Genomic DNA, 15,036 nt, shown 5'->3' on the forward strand with positions numbered 1-15,036 from the left:
TAAGAGTAGTAACTTCTGCCTTCACGTTTCGGTGTTTCGCGCAGTCTGTAGCAGCTTCCGCCTTAAGAGTAGTAACTTCTGCCTTCACGTTTCGGTGTTTCGCGCAGTCTGTAGCAGCTTCTGCCTTGAAGATAGCTACGAGTATCAGAGCAGCACTGGCGTTTTGGGTGTTCGCCTTCACTTCACTCTTTTACAATAGATAAATTTGATTAAATGCACATCGTCAAGTTAGGAAATTGGTTTTCCAATTTTGGAAAGAAAGTGAATTTCAAAAGATAACTAAAACTTTATTGAAATGAAAAAGTAGGAGCGAAAACGACCTCGCCCCTACGAACTACAAGAAAAGGATGTTACTCAGCTAAAAGCGAAGGTGAGAGCATTCTTTTCTGTTTTAGGTTTTTCAGCATTCTAGTCTGCGGTATGAAATAAAACCGAGCTGATTATACAGGTTTTGCAGACTCAACGTTGTTGTTATAGGTACCAGTTAAGTCACCACTTGTGCCTGCATATAGAGTTTTACCTTTTCCTGGTTTGTAACCCTCTTCAATCCAAACCTTCCAATCTTTGGTACCCGTTACCTTGTAGGAAGATGCTTTATTTTTAGCGCTGCCTAAATCGGGATCTGCGCCTGTAAGCTCGTCTATCAGCACTTTTTGACCATACTTGTCGTACAAGTATAGGGCACCACCACTAACAGTAGCAGCAGCTTCGTGGTCAAGGTCTTGCACCAATTCGATGCTGTAGAGGTCTTGGGTTTGGTTGTTGATGTGAGACATTGTTTTTCTCCTTAGTTAATTAAGGTAGGTTAGTAAGTTGAATCTGTGCGGCGCTGGCGTTTTAGGTGTTCGCCTTCACTTCACTCTTTTAGAATAGATAAATTTGATTAGATGCACATCGTCAAGTTAGGAAATTGGTTTTCCAATTTTGGAAAGTCAATTGAAGAAGATAACTAAAACTTCTTAGGAACCCGAAATTGAAAAAACCCCGTTACTGGAATGTCAGTAACGGGTTCTATGTTAACTAGCTTGATTAATACGCCGTTTTAACTCAGCCTCTAATTGTTCTGGAGTGCTGACCACTACCCCCGGTTTCGCTCTCATGATGCTGAGGTAATGCTGAAATGCCTCCTCATCCTGGGGGTTTGATATCACATATTGTCTTAATTCTTGCTCATTAAGAGTTAAATAGTCTATCATCGGATAATGTTCTCCCCATTACTAAGAATTTCTACTTGGATGGTTTCGCCTATCAAAATCACGATTCGGCTTGTCCTCTGATCAAATCTAACCAATGCTATATCTCTAAGCAAATTACTAGCCCGAACGCAAAAGTCAAAGAATGCTTTAAGTTGCTCGATGGTCGGTTCCATACCTCTTACCATTGAATAAAATTAAATCGGTTAGGAGATATTTCGGTGTAATTTTATTTTTTGTAGGTTGGGTTGAGGAACGAAACCCAACACTCCCGCCTCTGTTGGGTAACACTTAAGTTCAACCCAACCTACAGTTAAGATTTCCGTACCCCTTTTATGATGGGCTGTACTTAGTACAAGTCACCGCAAAAAGGGGTCGGAATTTTATTTTTTGTAGGTTGGGTTGAGGAACGAAACCCAACACTCCCGCCTCTGTTGGGTAACACTTAAGTTCAACCCAACCTACAGTTAAAATTTCCGTACCCCTTTTATGATGGGCTGTACTTAGGAACCCGAACAGGTAGATAATTGTAACCAAGAACTGTGAGGAGCAACAGTAGGTGCAAAGGCAGTGAGAATCACCTCACCATTAGAACCGTACACCCATCCCTGAGCTTCAATCAGTGGCGCAGATTTAGGAGGATTGTGAGGTTTGCTTCCAGTAATAGAGTCTTCCAGGTCGAGAGCGTTTTCTTGTGGCGTTGAGATACTTGCGCTCTGGACAGTTGGAATCTGATAAGTCTGATAGGGTGCAATTGAGGGGTCATCTGGCATCACTGGTAAACCTCCGTTCCCCGTGATGATGAATTTCCCTTCTGGACGTTTACTCCGTGCAATGCAACTATTGGCAATCAATTGGGAAGTATCGATGATGTTTGTGGGCAGAGCAGTTAAGCCTTGACTAGGGTTAACATCAGGCGTGTTGAGTTGCACTACGCCATTAAACTCAGAACCACGAGCAGAACTAGCTGTAATGTCACTTAATGGCGTGGGTTGTAGACGAAACTGTGTGCCAAAAATGCCAGAAGCATTGACAATTACTCGACCACCAAAGCTATTTTCAGCATTGGCGCTGATGTCACTGTTTTCTTTAGGAACAGCCACTAGATTGTCGGTAGTAATCGTAATATTGCCACCAGTGGCAGCACCAGTGGCATTGGTAGTGATGCTGCTACCTCGACGTAGGAGTAAAAGATCGCGTGCGAGCAAATTAATATTTCCCTGTCCTCCTTTTGTGTCAGCACTGATTTTTGCTTTGTTGTCAAGATAGATAGAGTTAGCTTCAACTAATAATGAGCCTGCAATTCCTGACCCTTGACTGCTCACCGTAACTTGTGCCCCATCTCGGATATTAAAGTGCTTGGTATTAATTGTTAATTCTCCACCTCTACCTGTAGAAGTTTCAGATGTATTGGCAAACAGCCCACTTACAGGGTCTACATTTTGAACTAGATTTGGATCTAATCGGGCAATAAATTGGTCAAGTCGAGCAAAATAGTTAGCGTCGCTACCAGAAAGGGTGATGCTGTCAGTGAGATTAAGGTTAATATTACCTGCCTTGCCAATACCATTGCTGGTGCTAATAATTTGTCCACCACTAATGGCTTCTAATGTATCAGCCCTCAAGGTGATGTTACCCCCATCGGCTTCATCCCGTTGTCCACTAGTTCTAACACTTAGGAAAGCACCATCCTTCAAAGACAGTATCTTGGCCGTGATGTTAATATCGCCCCCCTTGCCTATACCTGTCGATTCCACACTACTGTATGCTCCACTGGGGACTCCATTTTTACCCGCTCCTTCCAAGGAGACTGTATCTCTAGCAACTATATTCATATTGCCCGCATTCCCTACTCCAGAGGTGGCAGCACTGAGTTGAGCGCCATTGGTTACAGAAAGCGATCCGGTCGTGATGTTGATGTTGCCTCCTTGACCTTCGGCTCCTGTTTCCACTGCGCTGACTACCGAGGTGACATATGTGCCATTGGGACTTACCCCATCGAAGGAAACTGTATCGCGGGCAAATATATTCACACTGCCTGCATTTCCTTTTCCTTGGGTTCTGACATTCAGTACACCGCCATTCCTCAGATAAAGTGACCCAGTGGTAATATTGATGCTGGCACCGTTGCCTACCCCGTTTGGGAACACATTGCTGAATGCTCCAGTAGGGTTATTACCAAGTCCTTGATCAAAGACAACGGTATCGCGGGCAACGATATCTACCCTACCTGCATCCCCCTTTCCACCACGGTTGGTAGCAACCAGCTGGCCACGATTCATAACAAAGAGTGACCCAGTTGTGATGTTGATGTTGCCACCTTTGCCCACGCCTGTTGATTGTACAGCGCTGATTGCCCCAGTGGGTTTGGAGCTACTCGCCCCATCAAACCCATCAAAGGAAACGGTATCACGGGCAACTATGTTTATACTGCCCGCATTCCCTACTCCAGAGGTTTCGGTATTCAGTATAGCGCCATTGCTGACTCTAAGCGATCCGGTCGTAATATTGATGTCACCACTGTTACCTACAGCTGTTGATTGCACCCTATTAGAGATACGACTTCCATTCAGGTTTATTGCCTGTGTTGCATTAATTTCAATATCTCCCGCCTGTGAGTCAACAGAACCCAACCCTGATGCTATCCCTGACCGTAGCTGTGTACTTCCTCCAGTCATATCCAAGGAACGGGCGTTGATCGCAATACTACCCCCAGCACCAGCGAGTACATTAACATTAGTGCCATTGCTCAGAGATACATTAGCTCGTTCAACGCCATCAGGAAAACTTAAACCGAAGTCTGAGCCATTAATACTCAAATCAACTGTACCATTGTCTGCCATCCCTCCTAACTCCACATTTCCACCTTGAGCTAGGAGTTGCCCACCATCAAGCTGCATATTACCGCCTACAAGTGCTAAGGTCTGACCAGGATTAACTTCTAAACTAGAACCTAGTACCTGAATACTTCCCGGATTCGTCCCAAATTGTAAGCCAATGGGTACATTGATAGTCAACAAAGGTGGAGTTTGAGAATTTACAGTACTGAACTTAATACGATCGCTAAAATTAAGACTATTAGCTGTACTTGCAATAAACGAACCGCCAATATTTAGAGAGGCATTGGAATTAAAGACAATTCCATTCGGATTGATTAAAAATAAATTTGCAGTGCCATTTGCCCGAATCAACCCATCAATATTAGAGGCTGAGTTACCTGTAACGCGAGTGAAGATGTTCTGAATCAAGGTGGCATCATTATTAAAAAATGCTTCCCCACCTGTCGGTACAGAAAACTCACTAAAACTGTGGAACAGGTTGCTACCCCGAACCGTTCCCCCTTCAATCGTGCAAGCTGTGCATCCTGGCGCGACGCTGGAATTGACTAAGAGTGTATTATCAGGAACAATTTGAGCGTTGACAGGGTTAATTGTCACTAGAATTGCGATCGCCAAAGCCGGGGCGTACCCCATCACACAGCATCCCATTATACTTATCGCCCCAGAACTAAATAGCAGCGATTTCCAGCTTTGATAACACCTTAATTTAGCTTTCACTTGACTTATAGACTCCTCACAACCAGTAGTCAATATAATTCGTAATTGATAATTCGTAATTCGTAGTTACAATCAGTGCTTGCTCTGTACCCTCCAATGATTGAAGACCACTAAATCAAAGATTTAGTACTTGCTCTGTAACCATTTAATTACGAATTACGAATTACGAATTAGTAATTATTTGCTCATACTACGTCATCAAGCTTAACAAATTGCTATATTACTTAACTAAGGTGCTGATTTTCCAAAATTGGAAAACTAAATTCCTCAAACTGCAACACGCGGTCAGTTAATTATTTGTATCCTAGTCTTGATGATAAGTTTTACTGAAATTGCAAGTTAAATTATAGCAACAAAAAGTTAGACTTTCTAATAGTTTTGGTAGGTTAAATAAATCTCTTAAAAAAGAAACCAGTTATGAGCCGAGAGTCAAAGCAAACTTTGCAAAAATTTTTAGTTATTGATGACCATGAAGCAATTCTTCAAGGTACAATTCCAGCACTCAAAGAGAAATATCCTGAAACAGAAATCCTCGCTGCTCAGGATGCTCAGACTGCATATCAGCAATTTGAACGTCATCACCCAGACTTGCTAATTGTTGATTTATGTCTGCCAGAAAAGCCTCAAGGTCAAGCTCAGATTGAAGTTGGTATGCAATTGATCAAAACTTTGATGTCAAGCCCTCTCGCCCCTAATTTAGTGGTGCTGAGTACCAATGTCAAACCGTTGGTACGTCTAAAACCGATAATTAATGCTTATGAAGGTGGCTTTGCGGCTATGGATAAGTCATTGCCGCTCCGTGAAATGTTAAAGTTAGTTGACTTGGCATTACGCGGCTCTATTTATTTATCTTCAGAACTGCGATCGCGCCCAGAATTTGACCGAAAATGGATCGAGGTATTGACGCTGAAATATCAAGAAGGCTTAACAGATAAAGCGATCGCTCAAAAAATGAAGTTGAGCGATCGCACTGTCCGAAACTACTGGATTAGACTGCAAGATTCTTTGGGTGTCTATGACGAACCTGGTAAAGAATTGAGAATTCAAATTGAGATCGCAGCTCGAAAAATTGGATTGATCAACTGATGAAATTTGGACTTTCGACTCAAAGCAATTTATGGAACAAACTTCACGAACAACTGAAACTCTGGCAAGAAGTAGTGCTGCCAGGACTCTCAGTGGTAGGATTAATTATGCTTGTTCGCTCAACAGGATTATTGCAATCGCAAGAGTGGCTCGCTTTCGATCAATTGCTACGGCTGCGACCTAATGAAGCCATCGATTCGCGGGTGGTAATTGTAGGTATTGATGAAGAAGATATCAACTATGTAGGTAGGTTTCCTATACCAGATCGGGAAATCGCCCAAATGTTGAGCATCTTAAATAGCTACAAACCCAGAGTCATCGGTCTTGACCTTTTTAGAGATAAAAGTGATTCGGCTGATGCAGAGCTTGCGCCTGCCTGGAGAGAGAATCCAAATCTGATTGGAGTTGAAGTAGCATTAAATCAAAAGCAATCTTTTAATATTAAACCACCGCCGGAATTACCTCCCGAACGAGTCGGCTTTGCAGACTTCATCGTAGACCCGGATGGAAAGCTGCGACGTAGCTTAATGGCAAGTAAAACTTACTCTGGAGAACTGAAATACTCCCTACCTCTGCGTCTAGCACAATTTTATTTGCGCGAACAAGGAATAGAGTTTGCTCATGGCAGTCGCTCTTATGACCCCATCAAATTCGATTCGAGTCAGCTAGTTCGGTTTCTTCCTAATTCTGGCGGATATGTGGGAACTGATGCCAATGGCTTTCAGGTGTTACTTAACTTTCGCTCTCATCCCCAACCTTTTCGCACCATATCCCTTAGAGATGTCCTCAATAAAAAAATTGATCCTAGCTGGATTCGCGATCGCGTTGTCATTATTGGCATGACTGCCCCCAGCATTAAAGATAACTTTATCACCTCCGCAGCCAAAAATACACTTTATACCAGGGCTTTAGGAGTTGAAGAGTCTGCTAATCAATACCAATGGATTTATGGTGTAGAAGTTCATGCTCATGCCACGAGCCAAATTATTAGTTATGTTTTAGACAGACGACCACTGTTAAAAGTATGGTCAGAAATTTGGGAGTATTTATGGGTTTTAGCTTGGGGTTTACTCGGCATCATTCTGGGTTTAATCCTGCAATCTCCTGCAAAGACATTGTTTAGCCTTGGTGTAATTAGTATCGAAATCGTCGGAATTTGTTTTATTGGGCTTGTTCTGGGTTGGTGGATTCCTTTAGTACCAACCTTGTTAGCTCTTACGAGTGCAGGATTAACGACATTTTTTTTTGACCGAGATTTAAGAGCGTTACTCGAACAGCGCAGTTTAACTCTGAAGCGTTCTTTTGAAGCAATTCATAATGGGCCTCTGCAAAGTCTAGCTGTGATATTAAGGAATCTTGGCGAGGAAGAGATAGAGCCTGAGAAATTGCGATCGCAACTTGAACAACTAAATCGAGAGTTACGAATTATTCCTGAGTATCTCAGTCAAGAAATGCTCAGTCGCAATCATAGTGTTTATTTAGAGGGAAATGAAGTTCTCGATTTGCAAACTCCAATTGCTGAGATGCTTTATTATGTCTACGACATTACCTTAAAAAGAAACTTTCAAGGATTTGGATCAATTCTCAGTTTTATTCCTCCTAATTTTGAACCATTAGAAGAGTGCAAGTTAAATGCAAATCAAAAGCGAGACTTATACCTTTTTTTGCAAGAAGCTTTATGTAATGTAGGTAAACATTCCCAAGGGGCTACCCGGCTTGATGTTATTTGTACGCGATCGTCGAAAGAGTATTGCCTGCAAATAATTGATAATGGATTTGCAAATATATCTAAAAGCTCTCAACGTGGCGGGCAGGGAACAGAACAGGCTCAAGATTTAGCTCGACAATTGAGAGGCAAGTTTCGACGATTTCCTCACTCTCCACAGGGTATTGTCTGCGAATTAACTTGGCCAATTGCAACTAGTTGGTGGCAACGATTTTTGTATTTAGGCAATTGGAAGCTTTAATTGAAGAAGAATTCAGCTATTCTGAATTCAGGAGTCAGCAATCTTGACGCTAGCGATGCCGTTCGCGGAGCGTCTCGTAGAGAAGGCGGGCTATTCGGCGTCGCACTTATGTACTTGATCGCGGTGCGACAAAGTTTGAAGTACCTCAAAACGACTTTGAAGTACCTCAACACGACTTTTAAGTACCTCAACACGACTTTGAAGTACCTCAACACGACTTTCAAGTACCTCAACACGACTTTCAAGTACCTCAACACGACTTTCAAGTACCTCAACACGACTTTCAAGTACCTCAACACGACTTTCAAGTACCTCAACACGACTTTGAAGTACCTCAACACGACTTTGAAGTACCTCAACACGACTTTGAAGTACCTCAACACGACTTTCAAGTACCTCAACACGACTTTGAAGTACCTCAACACGACTTTCAAGTACCTCAACACGACTTCGAGGTATCTGTTGCTTATATAGCAGTCCTAAATTATTCGTGAGAATTTGAGATCGTTTTAACCCCCCTGTAGTCCCCCCTTTTGAAGCTACGGTGTACACACAAGTCTTGTCGCAGCCATATCTTTATTAATAAATCTCGCACTGCGTTTCTATCCCGCCTCGGAATGAATTCCGAGTCTCATAGCTGAAGTCCACTTAAGTGGACTAAATTGATTATTCAGTCCACTTAAGTGGACTTCAGCTATTAGCCTTGAACTTTAGTTCTGGGCGGGATGTCGGCAAGTGTGACAGTTTAACTCTGACAAAAATGTGGGTAAAAGAGTTGAAACGTATGTGGACAGCACTTGTGTGTACACCGTAGCGATGAAGAAGGGGGGACGGCTCAGACATTGAACTTTAGTGTTACCCAACAAAGAGAAAGAAAATGTTGGGTTACCCTGCGGGAAGCCCCTTCGGGTCTACGTTCCTCAACCCAACCTACATTGGAGTTATATTCAGTTATGCGATCGCAATACCGAGACTGGGCATTGCCTAAAGCGATCGCTGATTAAGTAAGAAATCCACTTTTTCAAGTATTACTTTATGCCATTATGCAACGCTTGCCATACCGTGTTCGTCGCATTTGGACAGTTCTCTTTCTGACAACGCTCACCTTATGCTTGTGGTTAGCACATCCTACCCTAACAATTGGGCATAAAGGAATCGCAGAGATAACAACAGCTAAATCGTTGGCTTTAACACAGCGAGTACAGCAAGGACTTGAGTTATATCAAGCTGGCGATATTCAAGGAGCAATCAAGTCTTGGGAAGCAGCCCTTTCTAATCAACAGCGTCACAGTAATTATTCTGACGAAATAAATGTCCGGACATACCTTGCCAGAGCATACCAACAAGTAGGTCAAATACCTGAAGCGATCGCCGAATTAAAGCAAGTTATCGCTTACTATCGTCAAACAAACGAGCCGATAAAGGTAGGACGGATGCTGACAGAACAGGCTCAACTCTACATTAGCTTGGGACAGCACCGACGGGCAGTTGCGATTTTGTGCGGTCAAAATCAAATCAATGCCACCTGTAATCAAGATAGTGCCATAGAAATTGCCCGCCACCACTCAGATGATCTAGGCAAAGTAGCAGCTTGGGGTAGTCTGGGAAATGCTCATCGTCTCCAAGGCGAGTATGAGCAAGCTATTCAAGATTTTGAACGCAGCTATGAAATCGCCCAGCGCATTGATAATCAAACTTACATAGTGTCTACCCTCAATGGTTTAGCTAATACTTACGCTAATCTGGCTAAGGGCAATGAGCGCCGTGCTGAATTCGCCAAAGAGATAGGCGATAAGAAAGCTGCCGAAAAATTTCAGCAATCCACTGTTGGTAATGACAAGCAAGCTGTACAGTATTTTGAACAAAGTCTGAATCTAGCTCGTAGCCAAAACGACAAAGTAAACGAACTGCGATCGCTACTAGGTCTAGTTAGCCTTAACTATCGCCAACATCACCAGGATAAAGCCATAGTTAACAATACATTACAGCAAGCGATCGTCCTATTGGAACAATTACCCGACTCCCGTGAGAAAGCCTATGCGGCGATTCAACTCGCTAATCTTCTACAACCGAACCAAAACAGCGAGTCAGTTACTACTGACTCTGCAACTCAATGCTTGAAGTCAGAATTGTTACCTCAGTCTGTTCAGCTACTCAACAAAGCTGTAACAATCACTCAAAAAATACAGGATCGAGAGGCAGAATCTTTTGCCAAAGGCAGATTAGGACATGTTTATGAATGTCTCCAAGATTATCAACAAGCGATAAATTTTACTCAACAAGCGCTTATTGGCACTGTCGCAAACGAGAGCCTTTACTTGTGGGCTTGGCAGGCGGCACGCCTATCTAAAGCCACAGGTCGGGTGAAAGAAGCGATTAATTTTTATGAACAATCTTTTAACAGCCTCAAAAGTATCCGCAGCGACCTTAGCTTAGAACAGCGAGATTTTCAATTTGACTTTCGAGACAATGTTGAACCAGTTTACCGCGAGTTGCTTGAATTACGCCTAGAGCAAACTGAGCATCTTGTTCAAGAATCTGATATTCAACAGAATTTAGAATTTGTCCTTCTAGCCATAGATGAGTTAAGGCTAGCAGAACTACAAAATTATTTAGGTAATGATTGTGCTTTAGCACTGATTCAGCAACCAGTCCCATTAGTGGGGAAAAACACTGCTGTCTTTAGTTCAATTATCTTGAAAGAGCGCCTTGCGATCATTCTTACCTTGGGTGACGATCAGAAAAAATTTAAATCACGACTTTTTTGGGTGCCTGCTAAGAGTCAGGAGGTCAAAGATGCAATCAATGACCTACGAATAAAACTAGAAAAGCGCTCCGATTTGGAAAACAGTTATCAAGCCAGAGCAAAACAAGTGTATGACTGGTTTATTCGTCCTTTTCTTAAAGATTTAGAAACAGAGAAAATTGAAACTTTAGTGTTTATCCAAGATGGAATTCTTCGGAGTATCCCGATGGCAGCACTGTTTGATGGTAAGCAATTCTTGATTGAAAAGTATGCGATCGCCACTGCCCCAGCACTGACTCTAACCAATCCAACACGCTCAAACCCTCAAGAATTACGAATATTGGCTTTTGGCTTGACACAGGCAGCTACCGTTGAAACAAATGCGGGTGCAAAATTTTTTGAGCCGCTCAGTCAAGTGAAATCAGAGCTTAATATTATTACAACCAGTTTACCTGAAAGCAAGGGCTTACTAGATCAAGACTTTACATCTGAGCGCTTGCAACAAGAGTTAGAAAAAAATACTTACCCAGTAATTCATCTAGCCACACACGGCAAGTTTGGTATTGATGATAGAGAAACGTTTTTGGTAACTGGTAAAAAAGTGGAAGCACATCAAAAATATCGCCAAACTGAGACTTATAATGAAAAATTGACAATAACCGACCTTTATCAACTAATTAGTAATACTCGCGATCGCAATAATCCCATAGAGTTACTGACCTTGACAGCTTGTGAAACAGCAGTAGGTAGCGATCGTGAAACTCTAGGTCTAGCTGGTATCGCCATCCAAGCCGGATCTCAAAGTGCTATGGCCTCTCTATGGAAAGTTGATGATGCAGCAACAGTGCAACTGATTGCCAAATTTTATCAAAGCTGGCACAGTGGGCTAAGTAAGGCTAGAGCTTTACAGGCGACTCAAATAGCTTGGCTGCAAGCGCATCAGCAGCAACTCGAAAGTCATCCTGGATACTGGGCACCATTCATTCTCATTGGTAACTGGCTTTAAATCAGTGAACAGTTAATAACTGTCTTAGAGGATGTTTTAAAAGTCCTCTGGTCGGTAGCAAAACGTTGTTAGATCCCCCTAAATCCCCCGATCAATTGGGGGACTTTGATTCCGGTTCCCCCCTTAAAAAGGGGGGTTAGGGGGGATCAACAAGTGCCTAAAATTACAGCCAGCCACTTTTAAAACATCCTCTTAAATTTGAAATTTTAAAATGTTTTTTGATTGAAATTCAAACGTTTATACTAGCGCTGCAATTGATGAATTGTGCTTTTTGTAAGTTCTACTTTAATTTGTTCTTTCAGTCCTGTTTGAGATCCATTTGCTACTTGTTCTAGAAGAAACATTTTTAATTCTCTTAGCTTCGGCTCATCCTTTGAGGTTAAAGCAATTTCTAAAGTGTTGTACCACAAATCAGCTTGGTTATATAGGATTGCCTTGTTTAGCACGTTATTAGTCTGGGACAGCTGCTTGTTCAAATCTGGTTGAACTGGAATTACTTTCATAGCAGCTGTAGCAAATGGATTACCTGAAGGACGATTAACATCACAAACTAATTCAACTTGCCAAAGATATCTTCGACCAACTAACAATTCTGGACTAGACAGAGATAGCACCATAATTCCTGGTGAACTTTTAAAATTTTCGTCTTTAATCTCTTTTACCAACTTAGATTGTTTGCTAGCTTGGTCATACTCATAAAGCCGAAACTCCATTTGCGAGGAGGCAGAATTGCTGATAAACCAAGCGAATGTAGGACGGGTTGCCAAAGTTTGCCCATAAATTTGGGAAGGTGCAAGCAAAATCAGTGATGGAATGCTACTTGAAGATATTTCGGACTGAGTTTCGCATCCTCTAGAGCCACCTGAAGTTCCCGTAGTCTGAGGTGGAGGATCGTTAGAATTATTGTTATTCCCCTCAGCTAAGGCTGTTGTAGGCATCAATAACAATAAGCTCAAGCCAATATCAATAGAAGATGTAAAAAGGCTTTTACTCAAATATTTCTGGGAAGGGCGTAGTATCTGAGCCATGTTCTACCTCTATAAGTTGCTAGGACAAGTCTTAAGAACATATCTGGTTAAACAAGTTATATTGTGCAGATGGGCTTGAAAATACGGTTGTGTTGCAAAAACCAGTGCTGGTCTGGTAAAAGTGCAGAAGGCAGATAATTCAGCAGCCAAAGATAGCCGTATTCAAATGGTGACATTTACAATGCAAGATTATTCTACTGTCTGTACGCTAGTATGTGCGATATTCCCTCTCGTATCAAAACCTGTAAGAAAAGCTTGGACAAAAGTTTAAGCTTAGGCACTCACTTATGAGTAAAGAACCCCACACTATACTTGGAGTAAAGTCAGTGTAAGTAGTTCACAGAGTCTAAAGATTCTTTGAGAGGGCGAGTTAAGATACCCACCCCAAGAAATTAACAATTCAAAATTCAAAATTCAAAACTTGTACTGAGCTTGTCCTGAGCGTAGCCGAAGGGCGGCGTCGAAGTATTCAAACATTTTAGACATTTTCCGACGGGGATTTAAACCCCGACTGAAAATGATACTACGTGTAATGGTTGGGGTCTTAAACCCTTTGATTTCCGATAAATATTTTTTGTCAGTCAAAGTGTACTACAAGACCTTACACTGCCCATGATGCCGTAACAAATGGTCACACAGCACCAATGCCACCATTGCCTCAACCATTGGAACTGCACGCGGTAATACACAAGGATCATGGCGTCCTTTCGCTGCTAATAGCGTTTCTTCGCCCTCACGAGTTACAGTTTTCTGCTCTTTTCTAATTGTTGCTGTCGGCTTAAATGCAACTCGCAAAATGATATTTTCTCCGTTGGAAATCCCCCCTTGAATACCACCAGAACGGTTTGTTAGTGTGCGGATTTCACCACTCTCATCGATATAAAATTCGTCGTTATGCTCAATTCCCGTTAGCAGTGTTCCCCCAAAACCCGAACCAATTTCAAAGCCTTTGCTAGCAGGGAGAGACATCACACCTTTAGCGATATCAGCTTCTAATTTATCAAATACTGGTTCGCCTAAACCTTTCGGCACATTTCGCGCCACGCATTCTACTACACCGCCGATAGAATCACCTTGTCTACCTATTTGCTCAATTAATTCAATCATGCGATCGCCGCATTCAGCATCGGGACAGCGAACGATATTGCTTTCCACTTGTTCTAAGGTGACAGTATTTGGATCAACTACACCTTCCAAGTCTTTGATGCGCTTAACGTAAGCGATAATTTCGACATTGGCAACTTGACGGAGAATTTTTTTAGCGATCGCACCTGCTGCTACTCTTCCGATTGTCTCACGCGCTGAGGATCTACCCCCACCTTGCCAATTGCGAATGCCATATTTGGCATCATAAGTTGCATCGGCGTGAGAAGGTCGATATTTCTCAGCCATCTCGTCGTAGTCTTGGGGACGAGTGTCTTTGTTTTGCACCAAAATTGATATAGGCGTTCCCAGAGTTTTGCCCTCAAATACCCCTGATAAAATCTCGCAGGTATCCGCTTCTTTTCGAGGGGTCGTAATTTTACTTTGTCCTGGACGCCTTCTATCTAGTTCTACTTGAATTTCTTCTGCCGAAATTTCTAGTTGTGGAGGACAACCATCAATCACAACCCCCACACCGCCGCCGTGAGACTCGCCAAAAGTACTAATGCGAAATAGATGACCAAAAATATTGCCCATGATTTTGAGGAAAAAGGTGAGGCTTATGTATTCTACCTAGACTTATTCAAAAAGTTAATGCCCAAAAGGTTAGCCAAAATTTATTGTATTAAAATATGTTAAATCTAATTTATTCAGGTAAAGCATCTAAATCAACTGACTTAGTTTGCCATTTTGCTGCATCAAGCTTTTTTAAATACTCCTGGATTAATTTATATTCATCAACAGAAAATGTTGGCGACTCTGTATGTTCATCAAATTTTTCTTTTTCCTCAGAACCATTTTCTATGTTTAAGTAATAACCACCAAAAACATCATCCCAGATCCCTAATTTTACTACAAATTCGCCACTATTTGCCTTCCCTACTTTACTATAAAAAGTATCGGTATCATCTTCATAAACACTACATTCAAATTCCCAAGTTTTCCTAATGACACCGTTGTGTATTTATTTAAAGAAAATTTTTGACTTAACAAAACTCACAAAAACAAAAAGCGCCCTCCCAATTTGGGAGAGCGCTTTATTATTTAGTTGATGCTTCAGAATTAACCGTTGATAGCAGGAGCAGTCAGAGCCACAGGAGCAACATCACCAGCAGCCAAATCTAAGGGGAAGTTGTGAGCATTGCGCTCGTGCATTACTTCCATACCCAGGTTAGCCCGGTTAATTACATCAGCCCAAGTGCTGATAACGCGACCGCTTGAATCAATGATTGATTGGTTGAAGTTGAAACCGTTCAAGTTGAACGCCATTGTGCTTACACCCAAGGAGGTGAACCAGATTCCGATTACAG

At 42.1% G+C, this 15,036-nt stretch carries 11 protein-coding genes and 2 pseudogenes; 4 read left to right on the plus strand and 9 right to left on the minus strand.

Annotated elements, in window-relative coordinates; all coding sequences use genetic code 11:
- The 5 genes and pseudogenes from LC653_RS40235 to LC653_RS40255 all read right to left on the minus strand — a co-directional run.
- Positions 1 to 181, minus strand: a pseudogene (locus LC653_RS40235) (hypothetical protein); the annotation flags it as partial.
- Between the two features lie 259 nt (positions 182 to 440).
- The gene (locus tag LC653_RS40240) at positions 441 to 776 is read right to left on the minus strand and encodes a hypothetical protein (RefSeq protein WP_229500912.1); all 336 of its coding nucleotides are present in this window, start codon (positions 774 to 776) and stop codon (positions 441 to 443) included.
- 240 nt (positions 777 to 1,016) lie between these two features.
- A complete protein-coding gene (locus LC653_RS40245; protein WP_229500913.1) occupies positions 1,017 to 1,196 on the minus strand; it encodes a DUF6887 family protein in 180 nt (59 codons plus the stop codon).
- Positions 1,193 to 1,369: a DUF6888 family protein gene (locus LC653_RS40250; protein WP_167407638.1), complete on the minus strand. Its 177-nt coding sequence runs from the start codon at positions 1,367 to 1,369 to the stop codon at positions 1,193 to 1,195. Before LC653_RS40250 ends, LC653_RS40245 begins: the two co-directional genes overlap by 4 nt.
- 327 nt (positions 1,370 to 1,696) lie before the next feature.
- Entirely contained in the window at positions 1,697 to 4,666 is a 2,970-nt protein-coding gene (locus tag LC653_RS40255; protein ID WP_229500921.1) for a two-partner secretion domain-containing protein, read from the minus strand.
- 501 nt (positions 4,667 to 5,167) lie between these two features.
- Between LC653_RS40255 and LC653_RS40260 the strand changes: the two genes are divergently transcribed.
- Positions 5,168 to 5,836 (plus strand): response regulator transcription factor, encoded by a 669-nt coding sequence (locus LC653_RS40260; protein ID WP_229500914.1) that lies wholly within the window; start codon positions 5,168 to 5,170, stop codon positions 5,834 to 5,836.
- Positions 5,836 to 7,803, plus strand: a complete 1,968-nt coding sequence (locus LC653_RS40265) for a sensor histidine kinase (protein WP_229500915.1) — start codon at positions 5,836 to 5,838, stop codon at positions 7,801 to 7,803. Before LC653_RS40260 ends, LC653_RS40265 begins: the two co-directional genes overlap by 1 nt.
- On the opposite strand, the gene LC653_RS40270 is transcribed toward LC653_RS40265, so the two are convergent.
- Positions 7,800 to 8,249 (minus strand): hypothetical protein, encoded by a 450-nt coding sequence (locus LC653_RS40270; RefSeq protein WP_229500916.1) that lies wholly within the window; start codon positions 8,247 to 8,249, stop codon positions 7,800 to 7,802. The two genes, LC653_RS40265 and LC653_RS40270, sit on opposite strands and share 4 nt — an antisense overlap.
- A gap of 351 nt (positions 8,250 to 8,600) precedes the next feature.
- On the opposite strand from LC653_RS40270, the gene LC653_RS40275 reads away from it, so the two are divergent.
- Positions 8,601 to 8,807, plus strand: a complete 207-nt coding sequence (locus LC653_RS40275; RefSeq protein WP_229500917.1) for a hypothetical protein — start codon at positions 8,601 to 8,603, stop codon at positions 8,805 to 8,807.
- Between the two features lie 39 nt (positions 8,808 to 8,846).
- The gene (locus LC653_RS40280; protein WP_229500918.1) at positions 8,847 to 11,555 is read left to right on the plus strand and encodes a CHAT domain-containing protein; all 2,709 of its coding nucleotides are present in this window, start codon (positions 8,847 to 8,849) and stop codon (positions 11,553 to 11,555) included.
- A gap of 242 nt (positions 11,556 to 11,797) precedes the next feature.
- On the opposite strand, the gene LC653_RS40285 is transcribed toward LC653_RS40280, so the two are convergent.
- The 3 genes and pseudogenes from LC653_RS40285 to LC653_RS40295 all read right to left on the minus strand — a co-directional run.
- The gene (locus LC653_RS40285; RefSeq protein WP_229500919.1) at positions 11,798 to 12,583 is read right to left on the minus strand and encodes a DUF928 domain-containing protein; all 786 of its coding nucleotides are present in this window, start codon (positions 12,581 to 12,583) and stop codon (positions 11,798 to 11,800) included.
- A gap of 591 nt (positions 12,584 to 13,174) precedes the next feature.
- On the minus strand, positions 13,175 to 14,263 hold the full coding sequence (gene aroC / locus LC653_RS40290) for a chorismate synthase (protein ID WP_229500920.1): 1,089 nt from the start codon (positions 14,261 to 14,263) through the stop codon (positions 13,175 to 13,177).
- Between the two features lie 525 nt (positions 14,264 to 14,788).
- Positions 14,789 to 15,036 (minus strand): annotated as a pseudogene (locus tag LC653_RS40295) (photosystem II q(b) protein); the annotation flags it as partial.

This window comes from Nostoc mirabile CHAB5784 (genome assembly GCF_020829645.1).
In the GTDB taxonomy this organism is placed as follows: Bacteria; Cyanobacteriota; Cyanobacteriia; order Cyanobacteriales; family Nostocaceae; genus Nostoc; species Nostoc mirabile.

Excerpts from the sequence above, each read along its gene's own strand:
- LC653_RS40250 (WP_167407638.1), bottom strand. The coding sequence starts at position 1,369 with ATGGAACCGACCATCGAGCAACTTAAAGCATTCTTTGACTTTTGCGTT.
- LC653_RS40245 (WP_229500913.1), bottom strand. The coding sequence starts at position 1,196 with ATGATAGACTATTTAACTCTTAATGAGCAAGAATTAAGACAATATGTG.
- LC653_RS40280 (WP_229500918.1), top strand. The coding sequence starts at position 8,847 with ATGCAACGCTTGCCATACCGTGTTCGTCGCATTTGGACAGTTCTCTTT.
- LC653_RS40240 (WP_229500912.1), bottom strand. The coding sequence starts at position 776 with ATGTCTCACATCAACAACCAAACCCAAGACCTCTACAGCATCGAATTG.
- LC653_RS40255 (WP_229500921.1), bottom strand. The coding sequence starts at position 4,666 with ATGGGGTACGCCCCGGCTTTGGCGATCGCAATTCTAGTGACAATTAAC.
- LC653_RS40285 (WP_229500919.1), bottom strand. The coding sequence starts at position 12,583 with ATGGCTCAGATACTACGCCCTTCCCAGAAATATTTGAGTAAAAGCCTT.
- LC653_RS40260 (WP_229500914.1), top strand. The coding sequence starts at position 5,168 with ATGAGCCGAGAGTCAAAGCAAACTTTGCAAAAATTTTTAGTTATTGAT.
- LC653_RS40265 (WP_229500915.1), top strand. The coding sequence starts at position 5,836 with ATGAAATTTGGACTTTCGACTCAAAGCAATTTATGGAACAAACTTCAC.
- aroC (WP_229500920.1), bottom strand. The coding sequence starts at position 14,263 with ATGGGCAATATTTTTGGTCATCTATTTCGCATTAGTACTTTTGGCGAG.